At 59.4% G+C, this 19,989-nt stretch carries 18 protein-coding genes; 9 read left to right on the forward strand and 9 right to left on the reverse strand.

Features of this window, described 5'->3' with window-relative positions; genetic code table 11:
* Positions 1 to 64: 64 nt before the first annotated feature.
* Entirely contained in the window at positions 65 to 1,153 is a 1,089-nt protein-coding gene (locus ACFFNA_RS12305; RefSeq protein ID WP_378918510.1) for a glycosyltransferase family 4 protein, read from the forward strand.
* Positions 1,150 to 1,914, forward strand: coding sequence for a polysaccharide deacetylase family protein (locus tag ACFFNA_RS12310; protein WP_378918512.1), 765 nt, complete (start codon positions 1,150 to 1,152; stop codon positions 1,912 to 1,914). Before ACFFNA_RS12305 ends, ACFFNA_RS12310 begins: the two co-directional genes overlap by 4 nt.
* Position 1,915: 1 nt before the next feature.
* Here the strand turns inward: ACFFNA_RS12310 and ACFFNA_RS12315 are convergent, their stop codons facing one another.
* From ACFFNA_RS12315 to ACFFNA_RS12330, 4 genes are all read right to left on the reverse strand, one after another.
* Positions 1,916 to 2,770: an MBL fold metallo-hydrolase gene (locus ACFFNA_RS12315; RefSeq protein WP_378918514.1), complete on the reverse strand. Its 855-nt coding sequence runs from the start codon at positions 2,768 to 2,770 to the stop codon at positions 1,916 to 1,918.
* Between the two features lie 128 nt (positions 2,771 to 2,898).
* Positions 2,899 to 3,348, reverse strand: a complete 450-nt coding sequence (locus ACFFNA_RS12320) for a cyclic nucleotide-binding domain-containing protein (protein WP_111545113.1) — start codon at positions 3,346 to 3,348, stop codon at positions 2,899 to 2,901.
* 40 nt (positions 3,349 to 3,388) lie between these two features.
* Positions 3,389 to 6,103 (reverse strand): ABC transporter transmembrane domain-containing protein, encoded by a 2,715-nt coding sequence (locus ACFFNA_RS12325; RefSeq protein WP_378918516.1) that lies wholly within the window; start codon positions 6,101 to 6,103, stop codon positions 3,389 to 3,391.
* A gap of 17 nt (positions 6,104 to 6,120) precedes the next feature.
* A complete protein-coding gene (locus ACFFNA_RS12330) occupies positions 6,121 to 6,486 on the reverse strand; it encodes a hypothetical protein (protein ID WP_378918518.1) in 366 nt (121 codons plus the stop codon).
* 83 nt (positions 6,487 to 6,569) lie between these two features.
* Here ACFFNA_RS12330 and ACFFNA_RS12335 point away from each other — a divergent pair, with 83 nt between their 5' ends.
* On the forward strand, positions 6,570 to 7,241 hold the full coding sequence (locus ACFFNA_RS12335; RefSeq protein ID WP_378918520.1) for a class I SAM-dependent methyltransferase: 672 nt from the start codon (positions 6,570 to 6,572) through the stop codon (positions 7,239 to 7,241).
* A gap of 203 nt (positions 7,242 to 7,444) precedes the next feature.
* Here ACFFNA_RS12335 and ACFFNA_RS12340 read toward each other — a convergent pair whose 3' ends face one another.
* The 4 genes from ACFFNA_RS12340 to ACFFNA_RS12355 all read right to left on the reverse strand — a co-directional run bounded on the left by ACFFNA_RS12340 (position 7,445) and on the right by ACFFNA_RS12355 (position 11,495).
* Entirely contained in the window at positions 7,445 to 8,641 is a 1,197-nt protein-coding gene (locus tag ACFFNA_RS12340; protein WP_378918522.1) for a glycosyltransferase family protein, read from the reverse strand.
* A complete protein-coding gene (locus tag ACFFNA_RS12345; protein ID WP_378918524.1) occupies positions 8,638 to 9,882 on the reverse strand; it encodes a glycosyltransferase in 1,245 nt (414 codons plus the stop codon). The genes ACFFNA_RS12340 and ACFFNA_RS12345 overlap by 4 nt, the downstream gene beginning before the upstream one ends.
* Position 9,883: 1 nt before the next feature.
* A complete protein-coding gene (locus ACFFNA_RS12350) occupies positions 9,884 to 11,098 on the reverse strand; it encodes a glycosyltransferase family protein (protein WP_378918526.1) in 1,215 nt (404 codons plus the stop codon).
* A gap of 196 nt (positions 11,099 to 11,294) precedes the next feature.
* Entirely contained in the window at positions 11,295 to 11,495 is a 201-nt protein-coding gene (locus tag ACFFNA_RS12355) for a hypothetical protein (protein ID WP_378918528.1), read from the reverse strand.
* 238 nt (positions 11,496 to 11,733) lie between these two features.
* On the opposite strand from ACFFNA_RS12355, the gene ACFFNA_RS12360 reads away from it, so the two are divergent.
* From ACFFNA_RS12360 to ACFFNA_RS12375, 4 genes are all read left to right on the forward strand, one after another.
* Positions 11,734 to 13,611, forward strand: a complete 1,878-nt coding sequence (locus ACFFNA_RS12360) for a TPR end-of-group domain-containing protein (RefSeq protein WP_378918530.1) — start codon at positions 11,734 to 11,736, stop codon at positions 13,609 to 13,611.
* A gap of 138 nt (positions 13,612 to 13,749) precedes the next feature.
* The gene (locus ACFFNA_RS12365; protein WP_378918532.1) at positions 13,750 to 15,081 is read left to right on the forward strand and encodes a gluzincin family metallopeptidase; all 1,332 of its coding nucleotides are present in this window, start codon (positions 13,750 to 13,752) and stop codon (positions 15,079 to 15,081) included.
* 26 nt (positions 15,082 to 15,107) lie between these two features.
* Positions 15,108 to 15,704, forward strand: coding sequence for a hypothetical protein (locus ACFFNA_RS12370; protein ID WP_378918534.1), 597 nt, complete (start codon positions 15,108 to 15,110; stop codon positions 15,702 to 15,704).
* Between the two features lie 42 nt (positions 15,705 to 15,746).
* Positions 15,747 to 16,094 carry a hypothetical protein gene (locus ACFFNA_RS12375; RefSeq protein ID WP_378918536.1) on the forward strand — a complete coding sequence of 116 codons (348 nt, stop codon included), beginning with the start codon at positions 15,747 to 15,749 and terminating at the stop codon, positions 16,092 to 16,094.
* Between the two features lie 32 nt (positions 16,095 to 16,126).
* Here the strand turns inward: ACFFNA_RS12375 and ACFFNA_RS12380 are convergent, their stop codons facing one another.
* Complete coding sequence (locus ACFFNA_RS12380; protein WP_378918538.1) at positions 16,127 to 17,353, reverse strand: oxalate decarboxylase family bicupin; 1,227 nt, start codon at positions 17,351 to 17,353, stop codon at positions 16,127 to 16,129.
* A 524-nt stretch (positions 17,354 to 17,877) separates the two neighbouring features.
* Between ACFFNA_RS12380 and ACFFNA_RS12385 the strand changes: the two genes are divergently transcribed.
* Together ACFFNA_RS12385 and ACFFNA_RS12390 are read left to right on the forward strand one after the other, a co-directional pair.
* Positions 17,878 to 19,314: a sensor histidine kinase gene (locus ACFFNA_RS12385; RefSeq protein WP_378918540.1), complete on the forward strand. Its 1,437-nt coding sequence runs from the start codon at positions 17,878 to 17,880 to the stop codon at positions 19,312 to 19,314.
* On the forward strand, positions 19,311 to 19,982 hold the full coding sequence (locus ACFFNA_RS12390) for a response regulator transcription factor (protein WP_378918542.1): 672 nt from the start codon (positions 19,311 to 19,313) through the stop codon (positions 19,980 to 19,982). The genes ACFFNA_RS12385 and ACFFNA_RS12390 overlap by 4 nt, the downstream gene beginning before the upstream one ends.
* The last annotated feature ends 7 nt before the right edge of the window (positions 19,983 to 19,989 follow it).

Raw genomic sequence — 19,989 nt, forward strand, 5'->3', positions numbered from 1 at the left:
GAAGGTGAAGTCGATCATGCTTCGAAATTGACTTGCGCAGGCTTTCCGATGATAGGGTCGCGCGATGCGAATTGCCTTCTACGCGCCGCTGAAGTCGCCCAATCATCCCGTTGCCTCCGGCGACCGCCAGATGGCACGGATGCTGGTCAAGGCGCTGGAGCATGGAGGGCACAGCGTCGAACTGGCATCCGAATTACGCTTCTATCTACGCGAACCGGAGTCGAAAAGTTTCGATGCGCTCAAGATCGAGGCCCGAGAGGAAGTCGCGCGGCTGACAAAGCTTTGGGATCGTGAAGGCAAGCCCGATCTCTGGTTCTCCTATCATCCCTATTACAAGGCGCCCGACCTGATCGGGGCCGAACTGGCGTCGGCCTTTGCTGTCCCCTATGTGACAGCGGAAGCCTCCTATTCGAGGCGGCGCAACGTCGGTTTGTGGGCCGATACGCAAGCGTTGGTGGGGCGAGCCGTCGAACAGGCAGCTCTGAACATCTGCTTCACGCAAAGGGATCGTCAGGGACTGACAGATGCGATTCCCGACGCCGCACTCGGTATGCTTTCGCCCTTCATCGACACATCGCTATTCGGGGAAATGCCGGCACGGGGTTGTCCGACGCGCCTCGTTACCGTCGCCATGATGCGCCCGGGCGACAAAGTCGAAAGCTATCGCATGCTGGCGCAAGCGCTCGGTCAGATCGGCCACCTGCCCTGGACCATGTCGGTCGTCGGGGACGGGCCTGCCCGTGACGAGGTCAAAGCGCAATTCGCCGGCTTGCCCGCCGACCGTATCGAATGGCTTGGCGCGATTGAGCCAGCCGCCGTGCCGGATGTCCTCTACAGCGGGGGAATTTACGTCTGGCCGGGTTACGGCGAGGCCTATGGCGTTGCCTATCTTGAAGCACAGGCCGCCGGCCTTCCAGTGGTGGCTCAGGACATCGCTGGCGTGCCGGAGGTCGTGCGGCATGGCCAGACCGGGTTTCTCACCCCGCCGGGCGATGTGGCGGCGTTCGCTTCTGCCATTGAAAGGCTTCTGGTCCGTAACGACGAAAGAACCATCATGGCCGCGGAAGCCAGACGTTTCATCCTCGAAGAACGCTCCCTCGATGCTGCAGTGGCGCGTCTGGCCGAACTTCTTGCGAAGATCCCCGTTTCATGACATCCGATCAGATCTGGCAGCCCTTGGTTGAAGAACTGGCGCGCCGGCAACGGGCGGACCGCAAGGTAGAGTTCTGGCTGCGCGACGACGACGCCGTGGATCCGACGCCTGCGCTTGATCGGCTGCTCGACCTCACCGGTGAATTCGCGGTTCCGGTCACTCTGGCCGTCATTCCGGCCCTGACTGATGAGAAGCTTGTCGTCCGGCTTGACGAGGCGCCGCATGCCACGGTCGCCATCCATGGCTGGGCGCACCGAAATCATGCGCCCGAGGACCAGAAAAAGCAGGAGCTCGGCGCGCATCGGCCACGCGAGGCGGTGCTCGATGATTTGGCTCGCGGGCTGTCGCACGTAACCGGCCTGCACGGCGCACGTGCGGTTCCGATGCTGGTGCCACCCTGGAACAGGATCGACGCCGGCTTGGTATCCGACCTTGGATCGATAGGATTTGCGGCATTGTCGGTCTATGGGCCGCCGAAGCCGGCTTCACTGGCGGTCATCAACAGCAATGTCGACATCATGGATTGGCATGGCACGCGCGGCTGCCGTGATCATGGCCTATTGGTTCAGGCTATCATCGCGCAATTGCAGCATGCATTCGACGGCGGCGAACCGGTCGGCCTGCTCACCCACCATCTCGTACATGATGAATCGGCCTGGCTTTTCCTCGAACGGCTGTTCACAGTCACCGCACAGACTGAAGCCTGCGCATGGCTTCCGATCAGGACATTGATCGGGCGCAGCGCCGGTAGAGGAAAATAGCTCAGCGCTTTTTGCGCAATGAGACTGGAAATTTGAGCGTTTGGCCATCCCGCGCGGCAAAAGCGCCGGCAAACCTGTCTTTGGCCAGTTTCTCGATCTCGTCCAGTTCCTCGTCGGTGCGTGTCGGATCGTGGTGAAACAGCGCAAGCCCCCGCGCACCGGCCGCCTCACAGAGCTTGACGCCCTGTTGCCATGTCGAGTGCCCGTTACCGCGGCGGCGTTCCATTTCCTCTTCGGTGTAGGTGCAATCGTAAATCACGAGGTCGGCATCTTCGATCAGGCCGAGCACCGCCTGATCGAGTTTGTCCGGCTCGTGCTCAGTGTCTGTGATCATCGCCACGACACGTCCGCCCCATTCGACCCGGTAGCCTATGCAGCCGCCCGGATGGATAAGACTGCCGGTTCGGACCACCACCCCTTCGCGCGGCCGAAGCACGTCTCCGGATACGAAATCGCGGCAGTCGAGACTTGCCTTGCAGATCTCCAATTTCACCGGAAACCACGGCGGCTGCATGAACTCATCGACCATCTGCCGGGTCGTCATGCGTCCTGCAAGATGCCCGGACCAAAGCGTAACCTTGACGTTCCGGTCATAGATCGGCGCAAAAAATGGCAGCCCGATGATGTGATCGTAATGGCAATGGGTGAAAAGCAGGTCGAAATCGGTCACGCCCGACGCCCGAAGCGCCCCGCCGGCAGGCCGCAGGCCAGAGCCCGCGTCGAACAGAAGCGTATGCTTACCGCATTGCATCTCAATGCAGGTTGTGTTGCCGCCATAGCGAGAGAATTCTGGCCCCGATACCGAAATGCTGCCGCGCACGCCCCAAAACCTGACCAGGAAAACGTCGTCGTCCATGCTACCCCTTCGCTGTCCCCGTCGCCCATCGTAGCCAAACAACTGCTGCTAGGCGAGACAGGTTTTCTCCGGGTGACCTTCTGAGACCAGTGCCATCACGACAGCGAGGACTGAGCGCACCTCATTCGTTATTTGGCGCTTCGTGCGTCGATCAGATCCGCGGTCGTATGGCTTAGGCGATCGGCAAGAACCCGCAATATCTCGATGGTCATTTCCGGGTACTCCTTCATAAGCCTCAGGAAATGATCCTTGCTGATTCTCAAGGCTTCCAGCGGACTTGCCGCTCTGACGGTGGCAGTGCGAGAGCTGTTGCACAATATGGCGATCTCGCCAACAATCGAATTTGGCACCATTTCGGCAACTTTTATCGGTCCGCTGTCGGAATCGACCAGAATATCCGCCCTGCCTGAAAGGATGACATAGGCGGCGTCTCCCTCGTCGCCCTGCCGGAAAAGGATCTGGCCGGCGCTGTAGCTCACGCGATCGGATGTGAACGCAAGCAGCTTGAGCTTTGTCGACTCGATGCCAGAAAACAAGGGAATGCGTTGCAGCATTCCAACTTCATCCTTGAGCAGCATTGTCGCAAACCTTCCCAAAATTCGCGTTTGCCAGACTAGTCTATGACAACAGTTCCTTGAAGATACCGTTCCCTGCCAAAAGTGTCTCGTGTGTTCCGTCTTCCACCAATTGACCCGAGTCGAAGACGATAACGCGATCGAACATCATCGCCATTGCCGGACTCGTCACGACCCACACAATTGCCGGCGAATGGCCGTCGCGCCTGGCTTCCTCGAGCACGTTTCGCAGCACCTTATCCTGCATGCGCTGGTCGAGCGCCGACAGCGGCCGGTTGAGAATGAGAAAATCGGGACGCTTGAGCAGGGCCCGGGCAACATCGAGCTTCTGTCGCTGTCCACCGGTCAGCCGCCTGCCGCCGGAGCCGACGTTGAAGTCCAGGCCGACATCCAGAAGTTCGGCATAAAGCCCCAGTTCGTCAAGAATGTCATAGACGATGGAGCGTATGCGGTCCGGCGCGTCGGGATGGTTGTTGCCCACACGCCCGAACAGGACATTATCCATGACGGTGGCCGCGGCAATGTATTTGGCAGGATCATACCGTTCGATCGCATTTTGCAGCTCGGGCGGCAGGTTTTCATAGAACCGGTTGCGTGCAGCGACGATCTTGCTCATCAGCTCGTCGCTCAGCAGGCCGAAGCGGTGCCGGGGCTCGATATAGGCAAAGCTCAAGGTGACGATCATGGCGCGGTCGTTCTCCGAAACCGCCTCGTGGGGACGGTTCTTGAGCCGTTGCAGCAAGGTTTCGTAGGCGGGTATCTCCTCGGCGCTCATGAAGGCGAGCTGCTGGAAGAACTGGTGATCGGGCGGCAGGTCGGCAAACAGCTCGATCGCCTGTTTGGCGATCTCCATGCCCATTTCGTAGAGCGTGCGGTCGAGGCCGGCTTGTTTCAGCACAGAAGCAAAATAGGGATTGGCCGCCAGAGCCCTGTCGGCCAGTTCGGGGCCGGCGGCGGCGCCGAAGAGCAGGTTTTGGCCGATCGTCGCTTCCTTGTTGTAGGCGCCCGGTTCGAAAGGAACCACCAGTCCGCTCAGCCCTTCGTGTTCCAGCCGGGTTCGCAGCGCCGCACGCAGTTCGACGATCCGCCTGGCAAGCTCCGTGTGACGCGTGAGGTCGGCCGAAGAGCGCAAGCCAAGGTCCAGGATGTCGCGCGACAGAACAACCGCGTCGAGCACCCGGCGCACGGCTTCAAAGAGGTCGTGCGGGCCGGTAGCGCCGACGGAAGCATAGTTGATCCAGTCGCTGCGGATATCAAGATCCGGATTGCCCGACCGGCGCGCCTCGTGCACGTTCCAGCGGTGCTGGTCTGCCGCAGCACCGTCATAAGTCACCGATGTCAGCGGCGCATGCTTCAACCCGTAGAGCAGGTTATCGCGAAGGCTTGCCTGGAACAGGAAAACATCCGACGAGGCATAGGACATGCGCCGGCCGGTCACTGCTTCGGGGAGTTCAAGCAGGTCGTCGGCGCCCGAAGCGACCCTTCCGCTGTCCGGCCAGTTCAGCCGCGCGAAGGCTTCTGCAAGCGCCTCCGCTCCACCTGTTGCGGTACTGACCAGCGCCACCGTCTCACCCGGCTTGACCTGGAGGGAGATACGGTCGAGGAGCATGGCACCGCCGTCGTCTGCTATGGACAGACTGATCGCCGACAGGGGGTTGGTCATCGGATCGGGATCGTCGACCGTCAATGCCCCGATTCTCGGCGCAATGAGACCGTCGACGCTGAACTGTTCAACGACCTGCTGATATTTGACCTGGACATCCTGCCGTGCCTGATCCCAGTCGATCAGTTCCTTCATCGGTCCGGGCAGGTCCTTGTAGGCGCTGATCACGGCCACGAGTTGGCCGACGTCCAGCCGCCCCTCGATGACCAGATACCCGCCGATCATGTAGAACAGAAAGGGCGTGAGCTGCGCGAGAAAATTGTTGAGGAACTTCACCATGAATTTCCATTGGTAAAGATCGAAGCGGATCTTGAAGATGATCCCGAGCCGGGCAGCTATGTCGGCGCGCTCGTAGTTTGATGTATCGTGGACGTGAACCGCGCCGATGCCGTCGACGATTTCGCCAACCCGGCCCGAAAGCGCGCGCGCCGTCAACTGCCGTTCGCGCCCGAGCACGATCAGCCGCCGCCGCATTCGCGGGATGAGCACGATCTGGATCACCACGATCACGGCCGCTATCATTCCGAGCCAGACGTTCTGGACCAAGATGAACAGCATGGCCGTCAGCGCCTGGCCGCCGAGCAGCACAGGCTGCAGGAAGGCATCGCCGATGAAGCCGCCCAGCGGCTCCACCTCGTCCTTCACCATGGTCGCCACTTCGGCGGATTTCACCCGCTTGAAGTAAACCGGCGGAAACCGCAGCACACGATCGACCAGATCGAAGCGGATACGCCGTAGCATGCGTTCGCCGAGGCGGCCCTTGTAGGTGTTGATGTAGAGTTTGAACAGGCCGTTGATGATGACTAGCAAGAGGAACACAACGCTCAGGGCAAACAGCGTCGCCTCGCGGTCAAGCTGAAAACCGGAGAAGAACTGGACCTCTCCAATGAACGGCAGGTCATAGTGTAGCCTCATGAATGGATGGGTCGCGCCCGGCTGCTCGAAGCCCCTACCTTGGATCGGGCCGTTGACGATCAGCTTCGGCAGGTCGAAGGATATGAAATACGGGATCATCGAAAGCACGACGATCATCAATATCCAGAGCTGCTGCTTCTTGGTGTGCGTCCAGATATAACGGGCTAGGCTGGATTCCATATGCGACTGTGGACCCTTCAGTTGGAAGGATGCAGGATGTAAAAGCACCTGCTGGCGAATGGCGTATCGGCAATTTCTTCGTCGCCAGCGACAGGCTCGAAGCTGCAGTGCACGGAGATTGTCGTGCGCTCAACGATGGAAGGAACCTGCGAGGCGGCGCGGTCCAGTTCCGGCGCATGGTCGATCACAACGACATGGGCATTGTTGGTCAGCGAAGAAAGCAACTGGCCAAGCGGTTCGCGGCTTCCATAGGGTTTTGGCGAATAGCCGGGCAGCACGAGGCCGCAGCTGCGCGGCTGGTGCTGGCGGATGGACGCCGATGGTCTGGACAGATGCAACAGGCTCTCTCCGGCACCGGCCAATGGCGAAGCGGCTTGCAGCATAATCACGTCCGCGAATCGAACAGCCTTGCAGGAGGCAAGATTGCGTTGTGTCGCCCGAAATCCCAACATACAAGACGAATATGATGGATGTCACGCAACCACGCAATGCCGGCACGGACTGGCACGAGCAAGCCTTGGACCTCACGAGGGGAATTGCTGCCTATGTCAACTGCCCTCTCGTGGCAGGGCTGGCGCGCGTCATCACCAAGCATCCGAAGGCCGATATCGCCAACGCCTTCAACCACAAGCAGGTCGCCTGCAAGATGTGGGCGCTCGACAGGCTGTTCGAAAGCTGCGGCGGCCGGTTCGGGCGCATATGGGTTCTGGGTGGATGGTACGGCGTATTGCCGGCAATGCTTTTCAACGACGCCCGCTTCGACATCGCGGCGGTCGACAGCATCGACATCGATCCCGAAGTCGCGCCGGTCGCCCGGACCCTCAACCGGGAAGCCGGCGACCGGTTCCGGGCGCTGACGGCAGATATGTACGCACTCGACTATGCGGCCGGGCGGCCCGACCTGATCGTCAATACGAGCTGCGAACACATAGCCGATCTGCGCGCCTGGCTTGCTCTGCTTCCGCGGGGCACGAACGTACTGCTGCAATCGAACGACTATTTCAGCGAGCCGACGCACATCAACTGCGTGGCCTCACTTGCAGCCTTCGAAGCAATGGCGGCGCTACGGGAGGTGCGGTTCTCCGGCGAACTGCCGACAAAAAATTATACGCGCTTCATGCTGATTGGAACTGTTTAATGCATTTCGCCCAAAAGTGCGTAGCGGTGTTGGGACAAAGACATGCATAAAAACAAGGACTTGAAGCGCGTCGCACGAATCACGCCAGACGCGACGCGCGTTACAGCAATTCCAGGAAAAGTGTGAACCGGTTTTCCGTCCGGAATTGCGTCAAAAACAAAGAGATAGAGCGGTTCTGCGTTTCCGTGAAACGATGAGCGGCTCTAGGATCTATCGTCGGTTTGATCATGAACTTTTCCGAAACCAGGCCCCACTTTTAGGGACCATGTTCGATACCGTTCGCGCAGGATTTGCGCCGAGTGACGCGCGCCTTCCAGATCGAGGCGATGCGCGGATGGCGTCGGTCCCATAAGCGCCTGTTCGATCGCTTGCGCCAAACCTTCAGGCGTTAGGTCCTTTTCCATCAGCACCGTTGCAAGACCGAGTTCTTCGAGCATCAGGGCGCGGACCGTCTGTTCGGTTTCCCCGCCGGCTGCAAATGGAACGAGCAGGGAGCGACAACCCGCGCGCAGGACATCGCAGACCGTGTTGTAACCCGCCTGCGAGACTGACAGGCGGGCGCCGGTTAGCAGGCTGGCGAAATCCTCGCGGAACCGGAAGATGGACAGGCCCGGCGTGGCATCGCGTGCGATCGCATCAAACTCGTCTTTCGGCAGGTTTGGGCCGGTGATCAAGCACCATTTCCAACCGTTGTTGGCATTCCGCGCCGCTGCGATGGTGGAGCTGACAAGGTTCTTTCCGGCAGCCCCGCCGCCAACCGACACCAGAACGTCGAAGCGCTCGGAGGCCGCGGGCGATGGCGGCGCGGCAACGAGCCCTGTGTAGGTGACCTCGGCCCTGATCGCCCCAGCCAGTGGAAATGTCTTGTCGATGGTTGCGAAAGCCGGATCGCCGTGGACCATAACAAGGTCGAAATGTCTGTTGATGAGATCGACCGTTTCCTCGTTTCGGCCCGGCTTGACGCGCTCCTGAAGGATATCACGGACGGACGTCGCCAGCAGCGGTCTGGGAGACGTCGCATCGATGGCCTCGATCAGCGGCAAGAGTTCGAAACGCATCTGCCGGCGTCCAAATGGAAACGCCTCGACAATGACGATATCAGGCCTGCAATCCCGGAATGCCTGCAGCAGCATCTCTGAACGCCATTTCTTGAAATCATCGTCGATGGGTTTGCCCTGCAGGTCGACAAGTCCGGAAAATCCTTCATCACCGGAGGTGACAGGTGGCAGGGTTACAGATTTTACACCCAGTCCCGGAAACCCCGCGATCGGCGCTCCGCCGGTCACGACGGTTACGTCAAATCCGTCATTGACCAGAGCCGCCGCAATGCGGCTGGCGCGCGCGAGATGGCCGATGCCGAGCAGGTGCTGGACATAGAAGAAAGCGCGCAGCCGCTTCATTCGGCGGCCCGCCACTCCCGCTCGAACAGTTCCTTGAGCTGTCCAATGCTTGCCATATGATCGAAATCGCCGCGCACGCGCCGCTCTGCGGCGTCGCCGAGGCGGGCGCGCAGCACGGGATCACGGATCAGGCGCTCCAGCGCCTGTGCCAGCGCAATTGGGTTTTCCGTCGGAACCAGCAGCCCGGTTTCATCCGGCGATAAAAGCTCCGGCACGCCGGAAATATCGGTCGATATGCAGGCAAGCCGCTGGCTAGCAGCCTCCACCAGAACATTCGGCAGACCGTCCCGGTCGCCATTTGCGGTGATCCTGCAGGCCAGGGCGAAGATGTCGGCGCAGCGGTAGTGCACAAGCACCTCCTCCTGCGCAAGCGCGCCTTTCCAAGAGACGCGACCATCCAGTCCGAGCTTTTGCGCCAGCGCCTTGAGCCGTTCCAGCTCCTCGCCGCCGCCGATATGCTCGAAACGCCACGCCAAATCACCAGGCAAGAGGGCAAGGGCCTCCAGCAAGGTATCGTAACCTTTCTTTTCAACGGCGCGCCCGACACTCAGAACGATAACCGGTTCGTCCGGCGCCGAGCCGTCATGCTGTTTTCGCGCCTCGCCGAAACTGCCGAAGCGATCAAGGTCGAGCCCATGATAGCTCAGATGCACAGACGAGTTGCCGTTAGCGAGTTTTTTCAGACGGTCGAAGCCGGTTTTCGTGCAAGTGACCGTCCAGCGCGCCGAGGAAAGCTTGCCAGCCAGATCCCAGTCCGCCGAAGTCCAGATGTCCTTGGCATGGGCCGAGCAGCTCCAGGGCAGGCCACGAAGCTGGCTGGCATAGCGCGTCACCGATGCCGGCGTGTGCGCGAAATGTGCATGCAGCCAGCCCGCGTCTTCCGGCCATTCGGCCGCCAGCACGAGCGCTTGCCCGAAGCGGCGCACGCGATTGCGCGTAAAGTCGCGGGGGATATCGGCAGCCAGCGATCCGAGCGCGCGCCAGAAGCCCGGCCGCAGCAGATAAGCAAACAGCGAGCGAACCACGCGCAGTGGCTCTTCATGCAGATATTCCGGCAGATAATGGACGGGCGCTTTGATCTCGTCATGCACGGGGTGGCGTTTTGCGTCGGTCGGCCGCCTGAGCGAGACGAGTATCAGGTCGAACCCCGCACGCTCCAGACCGAGCAGTTCCTGCGCGATGAAGGTTTCCGACAGCCGCGGATAGCCCTTCAGAACCACGACGATCTTGCGACGTTGCAACTCAGTTCATGCCTTCAATGACCGAAAGGTGATGGCCGGCCCGCCGGTCGAGCAGTTCCGCGACGATTTCGGAAATATGAGGCAGCCCTTCCAGTGTCAGATGCGGATTGCTCTGAGATGGGCGGGGCCGGTCCGGCAGCACCTCCAGTGCATCGGCAAACCGCTGGGAATCCTCGGCTTCTTCCGGCAAAAGCATCTCGATGAGGCCGAGTTCGGCTGCGCGCCGTGCGCGGATCAGTTGTTCCTCGCGGGGCTTGACGCGCGGCACGATCAGCGCCGGCTTGTCGAAAGACAGTATCTCGCAATAGGTGTTGTAACCGCCCATCGCCACTACCGCTTTGGCGCCGGCAATCAGCTCTTCCATGCGGTTGTCGAACTCGATGATCTTGATATAGGGGATCTTGGCCCCCTTCTTGAGCAGCTTGTTGCGCTTGCGCGCCGGCATGTAAGGCCCAAGGACGATCAGCGCCCTATGCTGCAATTGCGGGTCCTGCTGATAGGCATCGATGACGTCGTGGATCAGTTCGGCGCCGTCACCGCCGCCACCGGTGGTAACGAGGATATAGTCGCCCTCGGGCCGGTGGCCGGGCAACTCGTTCTTCTGCAGGCTCCGTTGCAGGAAGCCGACGAACTTCATCTTTGCCCTGACAGCCGGCGGCACATCCAAGCCGGTCAATGGATCGTAGAAATCCGGCGGACCATAGACCCAGACCTTGTCGTAGAACAGGCCTATCTTGCGCATCACATCCCTGCGTGCCCACTCTGCTTCGAGCAGATGCGGCGCGTCCATCACCTCGCGCAGGCCAAGCACGAGCGTGGTGCCCCGCGTCTTGAGGTAGGACAGCGTGTCCTCGATCTCACCGCGCAGGCCGAGCGGTTCCTTGTCTACGATGAAGATATCCGGCCGGAAGGTCTCGGCTGTGTGGCGGATGATCGACTGACGCATCCTTAGCGTCTCATGCAGATCGATATCCTTTTCCAGCGAGGTGTATTCGCCGTTGCGCAACTTGATGACGCTGGGGATCTTCACGAAGTCGACACGGGCGCGGTAGTCGAAGGCGCCAGCGATAGTCGCACCCGAAATGATAAGCACCTGAAGTCCGCGGAAATCCTCGACCAGCGAATGCGCGATCGTCCGGCAGCGCTGCAAGTGGCCGAGCCCGAACGTGTCGTGGCTGTACATGAGAATTCGAGCGTTTTGTACGTGCTGGGTCATTGTTGAACGTCTTTTAGAATTCTCGCCTTGAGGACCGTAGGCGACCCGGCAGGCTTCCAAACCACCCTTACCGACCTGTTTTGAAACATGAGGGCGCAATTTTCAATTTGTATTACCCAAGAGGGTCCATATGCTCAAGCCAGGAAGCTGCGTCTGCTCAGCTGCCCGCTTGCCACATGGTCCAGAAGAACCTGCATCATTTCACTGTATTGATCATCTCGGATTCTGGTAGCGGAGATTCGGATAGGGCAGCGTTAGCAGAAATTGACGTTTCCAAGGTTGGGGTCAAGCGTTCGAATCGCTTCACCCGCTTCTCCGCCGCGGCTTTTTCGCTTTCTGGGGTGTTGGACGAGGCGCTTTGGCGGAAATCCTGCCCGCCATCCTGCAGAAATCGCATGAAGTCACAGCGAGGGACCCCTCGCGCCTTGCTCTGACGCGGCGCGAACAGGCCGTGCGCGTCGAAAGACGTCGACCGTACGGCCGGATCGCTTAGGTTGCGACTAGTGCTGCGCCGCCTGGTTGGCAACCGTATCGGGACCGGCGCGAGCGACCATTCCAGCGGCGTTGGCGCCGAAGAGGTAAATCAGATAGAACTAAAACAGGCAGAACCATTGTCTACGATTTCAGGAGACGACATGTCCGAGCAGCATGTTGAGCGTCGGCTGGCGGCGATCCTGGCCGCAGATGTGGTCGGCTATAGCCGTCTTATGGAGGTCGACGAAGAGCACACGCTCAATCTCCTTCGGCAGCATCGACGGGAGTTCTTCGACCCGACCGTCACCAAGCACGGTGGGCGCATCTTCAAGGTGATGGGTGACGGCTTCCTGGTGGAGTTCGCCAGCGTAATCAATGCGGCGCGCTGCGCCGTCGAGATCCAACGAGGCATGTCCGAGCGGAATGCCGGCATCCCCGAGGACCGGCATTTCAAATTTCGCATGGGCATCAACCTTGGCGACATCATCGTCGACGGTGATGATTTCCATGGCGACGGCGTCAATCTTGCGGTGCGGCTGCAGGGCCTCGCGATACCCGGCGGCATCGCCTGCTCGGAAGCGGTGCGCCATGCGGTCGGCAACAAGCTGGGCGTCGACTTCGCCGATCAGGGCGCCATGACCGTCAAGAACATTGCTCAGCCGGTGCGCGTCTATTTCGCCAACTGGGACCAGGGCGTCCCGCATGTCGAGACGCATATTGCGGCCAGGAGCGTCCAGACGCTAGTGCGGTCCGACAAGCCGTCGGTGGCGATCCTACCCTTCGCCAATCTGAGCAATGATCCCGACCAGCAGTATTTCAGCGACGGCATCACTGAAGATATCATAACCGACCTCTCGAACGTCTCCGGCCTGTTCGTGCTCAGCCGCAACACGGTCTTCGCCTTCAAGGGCAGGACCGACAAGATGGAACGCATCGCCAGGGAGCTTGGCGTCGGCTACATTGTCGAGGGCAGCGTCCGCAAGGCGGGAAACCGGGTCAGGATCAATGCCGAACTGATCGAAGGCGCCACAGACGGACACGTCTGGGCTGCCCGCTACGACCGCGACCTCACCGACATCTTCGCCGTGCAGGACGAAATCGCCAAGGCGGTCGTGGCGCAGCTCAGGGTCAGGCTCCTGCCCGCGGAGAAGAAGGCTATTGAGAAGGCGCCGACGGACAATGTGGAAGCCTATACGCATTATCTTCGAGGCCGCGATTACAGCCACATCGCGACCAGAGCGAACCACCTGATGGCCAGACAAAGTTATATCAGGGCCATCGAGCTTGATCCGGGATATGCCCGCGCCTATGCAGGTTTGGCGGTCAGCGACGTACGCCTTCAGTCGATGTACGGCTCACCGATCCAAGTGGACAACATTCTCGCGACCGCCGATAAGGCCCTGGCTCTGGACCCGAATTTGGCCGAGGCGCATTCAGCCAGGGGCTTTGCCCTTTCTCTCGCCGACCGCCGTTCCGAGGCCGCGGCGACGTTCGAACAGGCTCTCGCGCTCGACCCCAATTGCCACGAGGCCAACCGCTACTATGCCGAGTTCTGCGTAACCGGCGGCCAGTTCGAGCTCGCCGCGACGTACTTCATGCGCGCTATGGAGATCAAACCGACCGACTACGGCGCACCGGTCATGCTGGTGAACGTCTTCCGCACTCTCGGCCAACAGAACGACGCGGAGCTTTATGCGCGGATCGCATTGGAGAGAGCTGAAGAGGAACTCCGTCTGCATCCGGAGAACGCCAATTGTGCCTGCCTAGGGGCGATCGTGCTGGCCTTCCTTGGTGAACCCGATAGGGCAGCGAAGTGGCTTGACCGGTCTCTGGCGATCGCCCCTAGCGATATCAACGTCCAATACAACGCCGCTTGTACCTATGCGTTGCTGGGGGAGTTCGAACGCTCGATCGACCTTTTGGAAGCGTGGCTGCCGCAGGCTAGCGTCGAGATGAGACTCTGGTTCAAGAACGATTCCGATTTCGCCTCTATTCACAGTCATCCTCGCTACCAGAAGTTGCTCCAGCTCCTGCAGTAGCGACACGCATTGTTCTTGAGGCAATTTTATTGCCGGTAATCAAGAACCGGCCTTCAGAACGATTTAACCTGACAGACCAACGCCCTCGCCATCCCACGGATATTATGTTATATTGCTAATATAACCGAGAGGTGGGGAATGGGTACCCGGTTCAGGCTGTTCGTTCAGCCTCCGTTCGAAGACCCTACGTCAAGCCCTGAAATCATTACGGTTTCGTCCCCGCGAGGCAGCGTCGGACCTGGCCCGTCCGACGATCGTATGTATGTCGTCGAGCCGGTCGACAAGACGCGGCCCTATGGCGTCAACCACGGCCCGTTGGGCACGCCCGTCATCTCCCTGCCGCCCTGGACGCGAGCGATCCTCGATCCGGCCGTTCCCGACGAGGAAGGCAATTTCGATCACTATCAGCCCTCGACGCCCGGCTTCGAAGCAGCGCACGCGTTCGGTTGCGTGCGCTTCACGCTCGACGTTTGGGAGCGTTACATCGGCCAGCCGCTCACCTGGCATTTCCGCGATCACTACGACCGTCTGGAAATCTCGATCCTGCCGGGTTGGGATAACGCCCAATATGGCTATGGCTTCCTCGAGCTCGGCAGCCAATTCCTGAAAGACGGACGCGCGCTCCCCTTCAGCCTCGACTTCGATATTATCGCGCACGAGGTTGGCCATGCGTTCGTCTACAGCGTCCTCGGCATACCGAACCCGGGAGCAGAGTTCCCCGAATATCTGGGCTTTCAGGAGGCCTTCTCCGACTGCGTTTCGTTGATCGCGGCCATGCATTTTCCCTCCGTGATCGAAAATGTTCTGACAGAGACGCGTGGCAATCTCTACATCGCCAACCAACTCTCTCGCTTCTCGGAATTCTCGCCGCACCGCCAGATACGCGAGGCCAACAACAAACTGACGATGGCCGATTTTGCGGACGGCTGGACCGACGAGCATGCACTGTCGCAACCTCTCACGGGCGCTGTCTTCGACATTCTGGTCGATGTCTTTCACGAGAGCTTGGTGGCTCGAGGACTGATCTCGCCGGAGGCCGAAGATCTTGCCGACCTCGCCGAGTTCGACCCAGCTGCGGAGCTGCCGGTCCAGGAAGTCTTTGACCGCGATTTCGCTCGCAATCCAGAAGGTTTCGTCGAAGCGCTGCTCGACGCGCGGGATATCGTGGGTACCTATCTCGCCGAGACGCTGTGGGCTCTCGCACCGGATTTCCTGGACTACGGTGACGTGGCGAGAACGATGCTCGCGGTCGACGACAATATGACCGGAGGAGAACTATCAAGCATCATCTTCCGGGATTTCGACCGGAGAGGGATTTTTCGCTACCGTGCCGGGCCTCGCCTGACGAAATCAGGCCGAAAGAGCCATGTCCATGAGGGCCGAATCGTTCGTCCACGGGACCAGCAGCGTCTGCCGGATATGAGCTATTTCGAAAAATATTGGATGTCCAGAAGTGGCGCCGATCTTTGATCGGCATGCAGAAGATGGGGTGATCCATGGTAACTGAAACCATCCTAAGTAGCTCGGCCATACATTTGTTCGGTCGAGTTCTTGAAGATTTGAAGCTTATGAAGAGGGTCGATGGGGGACGGCCTCCAAGGCTTGGTGACAACAGATTCCTGCAGAACCAGATTGACGCCTCCGGTAGCCTGCTGGCAAGGATTTATGCGTTCACCTTCGAAGCGCAGTTCTACGAGCTGGCCCGACCGACCATACTTCTTGTCCACGGGCCTGGCTCTGTCGTTGATTATCCAGCCCCGACGGAAACCGATCTCAAGGTCATGAGCCGCGGTCCAAGCGACCCTGACTATACCGGACTCGCATCACAGATAGGCTCGTTTGCGCGCGGAATGCAGGTCTGGGTCTACGACAAGAGTGACCTGACAATGCGGCTGGAACTCGACACCGGAACGCTCGAAGATGTCCTGTTAAGTGCAGAGCTGGACCCGCGTTCGTTTGGTCGATCGGGTGGAGCAATGGGCAGATCCGGCGGTGCGATGGGGCGATCAGGCGGCGCGATGGGCAGGTCTGGCGGTGCGATGGGACGGTCCGGTGGTGCCATGAACCGCGGCGGGCGCGGCGATTTCGACTAGCGTTTCCGATCGTTATTTGAAAATGCCGAAGGGAGATGGACCATGGCAAGAGTAGATATAGTACAAGTCTCTACACCTGAAGGAAATGCTGTGAGAGGCGGAGATCCGGTTACAGTCAGCGTGAAAGTATACCCAGACCGTGATTGGTTTAAAGACAAATACAAAGAAGAACTGGTAATTGATTTTATTTATGCTGACTCTTTAGCCACCAAGAGGCATCTAGCGGTATACCAAGACGATGTAGTCATCGATGATGCGACAATAATCACCTTTAAGGTTAAAGCAGAAGCTGACGCTCCAGCCGGAGTATACTATGTCCAAATCAAGCATAAACACTTCAAGGAAATCGTCATAAGTGGCCCTGAGGATGGAGTTATCACGGTGTCCTAAAGCTAGCCACTTCCAAAAAAGCTGTGACTAATTTAGGCTGGCACGATGGGTGACTTCTCCTTGCGCAAGGCGCGCAGAAACTGCGGGTCGGCGCGCAAACTGACGCGGACCAATTCCGACGGTGTGGCGGCGAGCCACTGATTCAGTGACACATCGGCGAAGTAGTCGCTTTTGAATACCTCCAAATATCGCAGTGTCGTGTTACCTGTGTTCTCGATGTAGTGCCCCATGGCGAAGGGCACGTAGCCGACGTCGTTGGCCTGGAAATCGAATGTGCGGGCAGCGCCCGACGCCGCGAATACCCCCATGCGGGCCTGACCCTGAATGTAGTACTGCCATTCGTTCGTATTCGGATGCCAATGCAGCTCGCGCATCGCTCCCGGTTCGACCTCGACCAGGGCCGCCGCGATTTTTTTGGAAGCTGGGAACACGTCGCTGTCGGTAATTCGCACCGTTCCGTGTTTCATCTTGATCGGAGCCTGTGCCATCATGCGGTGGCTGAAGCTCTGCGGGACCTCGACAGCGCCCGCGATCTTGTCTGCGCTGAGTGGCCCCGGAACCGGCGCGGGAAATATGTAAAGCTCGCTGGGATCGGGGAAGTTCGCAAGGCTCGATGCCGGAACGCCGAAATTCTTGGCGAGCACTTCGGGAGGAGTGTGCTTCAGAAAGTCGCTCAGCAGGAAGGTGTTATCCTCGTCGAAGTCGCCGTCATCGAACACCAACAAGAATTCCGTCCCGTCTGGATCAAGGCCTTGGATCGAATGTGGAATGCCCGGCGGGAAATACCAAAGGTCGCCCACGCCGACGTCGTCGACGAAATTGTGGCCATTGGCATCGACCGCCGTGATGCGTGCTTTCCCATACAGAACATAGGCCCACTCGGCGGCCTTGTGCCAATGCAACTCGCGCACGCCGCCGGCATTCAGGCGCATGTTCACGCCGGCAATGTCCTTGGAGACGCCGAGCTCGCGTGCGGTCACCTGCCGGGTCCAGCCGCCGCCAGACAGTCGGATATGGGCATCGTCGAACGAGAAACGCAGGTTCGGCAGACCGCCCGCATCTGTGCTCGGTGGGACCATTAGGTCCGGATTCTGGGCTATTCGGGAAGGATTCATCGGACCAGGGTTGGTGCCGCCGCGGCCGCTGGCTATCGGGTCACCTTTCTGCGCCTGGGCCAGTGTCGCCGTCGTGAGCAAGCCGCCAGCTGCTGTCGCAGCCAGCATGGTTCGACGGGATATCTTGTCAGTGGCTATGCTCATTTTGTTTCATTCCTTGCTGCGGTGGGCTTCTCGACGGCGCGAATTGGTTCGGCCACGGACCCGCATGAGTGTCCGCTTGGCGCGCAAGGCACACGATATTGATCGGGCGCTGACGAGGTCTTTCTTGTTGACCCACGCAATAGCTGAATCGCACGATGATCGTGGCTGTCAGAGGTGCAGCGGTGCGGAGGAACGCTGCTCGCGATCGTCTCAGGCGGCTTGCGGCAAATGGAAACACTCAGGCTGTCACGCTCGCCTGTTTCTATTTTTTGCATCCACGACAACGCGCTGCTGGTTTGCGTGTTTTCAGCAAGATCTTGGGCTCGCTCTCAAGCCTGTGTCGTTGTTCGGTCGCTCGGTCCCTGGGGATTCGCGGCGAGGTGTTGCAGTGACAAAGGTGCAATCGGGCACCGACGACCGCAATTTCGAACAAGCAGAAAGGATTCTGTTGCCTAGGTTGGACGGTGCGCCACGGAGAGTCGATCAGCAGCGCAAGCGTCGACCAGGAACCGAGTAGAGACCTTATGCGGCACAGACTATCTCCGCCAGCATCCGGCAATTCGCGGCTGGTGGCGCCTCTAGCCATCCTTCTGGCGGCCGGGATATTCGTTGTCGATACGATTGATCCATTTTCTGGAGCTGTCGCGGTCCTCTATGTGGTCGTTATTCTGCTCGCAGGTGCCGCCTTCCATAGGCGTGGCATTGTCTTGTGTTCATTCGCCTGTGTAGCGCTCACCTTATTGAGCCTCTGGATTGTTCATGGAGGCGAAGCCAGTGGAGGCGCGCTCAGCCGCTGCCTCATGAGCATCGCGGCCATCGCCATCACCACCCTTCTTGTCCTTAAAAACCAGTCGACCTCGACCGATCTATCTGAAAAGGCCCAACTGCTCGATTTGACGCATGATGCGATTTTCGTACGCAGCATGGGCGGTCTGATCAGCTATTGGAATCGTGGTGCTGAAGCCATTTACGGCTGGTCCGCCGGACACGCGGCGGGAAAGTCCACCCATCAGCTCCTGCAGACAGTCTTTCCAGCCAGCCTGAACGAGATCAATCGGGAACTGCTCAGCTCCGGCCGCTGGGGAGGTGAGCTCGTGCACACGAAGCGGGACGGATCCGTCGTTGTCGTTTCCAGCCGTTGGTCGCTGAAGAAGGATGCCGATGGCAAACCGTTGGCGGTTCTCGAAACGAATACGGACATATCACAGCGCAGGCGAGCCGAAACCGAGGTCCTGAAGGCCCAGGCTGAACTCGCCCATGTGACACGCCTCACCACATTGGGTGAATTGACGGCCTCGATCGTGCACGAGGTGAATCAGCCGCTTGCCGGCATCGTTATGAACGGCGAGGCGTGCCTACGGTGGATCGATCGAGACAAGCCCGATCTGGATGAGGTCCGCAGCGCGGTCAAGCGGAGCATCGCGGACGCCCAACGCGCTAGCGACATCGTCCATCGAATCCGGGCGTTGTCCAGGAAGGGTGACATCCAGATGGCCCTTGTCGACGTGAACGAGATCGTCAACGAATCCCTCGTGTTGGTGCAGCATGAGCTCGTTGCAAATCGCATCACCCTGAAACTGGATCAAGGCAACCGGCCGCTGCCCGCACTTGGCGACCGTATCCAGCTTCAACAGGTCCTGATCAATCTGTTGATCAACGGGGTTCAGGCAATGGCCTCTAGCAACAGCGACTTACGCGAAATTCTCGTTACGACGTCGATCGATGAATCGAACCAGGCAAATGTGAGGGTCCAGGATTCTGGACCTGGCATCGATCCCGATAGTGCGCGTCAGTTGTTCAAGGCCTTTTTCACCACCAAGGCGGATGGAATAGGCATGGGGCTGTCGATCTGCCGGTCGATCATTGAATCGCATGGAGGCCGTGTATGGATCGTGCCTAATCCAGGCGGCGGCGCGATATTCCAATTCTCCCTGCCACGCGTCGAAAAGGATGCCGGATGATGATCCGACGCCCCGCCTCTCCCTCCCAATCACAAGGCAACAACGGCGCCGATCCTCCGACTGTTCTGGTCGTGGACGACGATCCGTCGTTACGTGAAGCTTTAAGCAGCCTCTTCCGATCTGTTGGTACGCGCGTCGAGCTATTCGGTTCTGCTCCCGAACTGCTGAACAGTCGGCTTCCCGACGGTCCAAGCTGCCTTGTGCTCGATATCAGGCTGCCGGAGGTGAGCGGACTCGAATTTCAAACGCAGTTGGGCAAGGCAGGCATTCACCTGCCGATCATTTTCATGACCGGTCACGGCGACATTCCGATGTCTGTGCGAGCCATGAAGGCCGGTGCGGTCGATTTCCTCACCAAGCCCTTCCGAGATCAGGATATTCTGGATGCAGTCGCCGGCGCTCTGGAGCGCGACAGGCAACGGCGAGAGAGAGACCGGGCGCAGTCGGAGCTGCAGAGCCTTCTGCGCACCCTGACCCCTCGGGAGCGCGAGGTGATGGCATTTGTCGCGACTGGATTGATGAACAAGCAAATCGCTGGCGAGATGCAACTCAGTGAAATCACGGTGAAAATCCACCGCGGTCGCCTGATGAAGAAAATGGGTGCCAGAACTCTAGCCGACCTGGTGAAGATGGCCGGCGCCCTGGGGATAGACGCTCCCGGGAAATAAGTTTGTT

It is taken from the genome of Mesorhizobium kowhaii (genome assembly GCF_042431665.1).
Classification (GTDB): Bacteria; Pseudomonadota; Alphaproteobacteria; order Rhizobiales; family Rhizobiaceae; genus Mesorhizobium; species Mesorhizobium kowhaii.